The organism is Oleiphilus sp. HI0128, from assembly GCF_001635365.1.
In genome coordinates, this window is record NZ_LWGG01000386.1 from 1 (window position 1) to 671 (window position 671).

Genomic DNA, 671 nt, shown 5'->3' on the forward strand with positions numbered 1-671 from the left:
CGATACAACGGAAGGTTGTATTGATAATGATGGGCAAGGCGTTTCTTTTGGTGAAAGCTTTAACCCAGGGTCTGGCTTTAGTTTGCGCTCGGTTGCTTCAGGTATTGTGGCAGGGCGGGAGTATAATGTTCATCTTAGCCCATTAACGCATATGGCGGCAGCTCATGCGGAGGCTAAATCTATTGGTTTGACAGCTGATAGTATTCAGGAATCTATCGCTCACATTGAAGACTTGCTAGATCTAGATGCTGGTGCGATGCGTTTGGCGCCAGCAGATTTAACTGCTATTGAGTCGTATAGTTCAATTACAAAAGCAGAACTGGAAATGGGTGTTTTGTCAGCCTCTTTCTTGTCAATGGTTGAGCTGGGTCGTTGGGATACGATTGAAGAAGTAATCGAACATGTAGAGGAAGTGATTGCCAGTGATGGCGTTCTAGGGGCTCAAAGTACTGAGGGCGATGAACAGATTACTCTGGATGAGGTTTTTCTAGAGGCAAGCGAAATTGCATTAGATCTAGAGCAAGCGCTTCCAGATAGTGAACATGCCGAGACATTTGCGGCGGTTAGACAGGAAACGAATGATTCCTATAACGACGTAGCAGAGCTTAACGAGACTCCTGACCTCGAAATTATTAGCCAGCCTCAAGGTGTAATTGTTGATGAGTTGGAAG

At 45.5% G+C, this 671-nt stretch carries 1 protein-coding gene; it reads left to right on the plus strand.

Translation table 11 applies throughout. The annotated features are described in order from the left end of the window. A partial coding sequence (locus A3763_RS28190) for a hypothetical protein (RefSeq protein ID WP_197482772.1) occupies positions 1-671 on the plus strand: 671 nt, incomplete at both ends.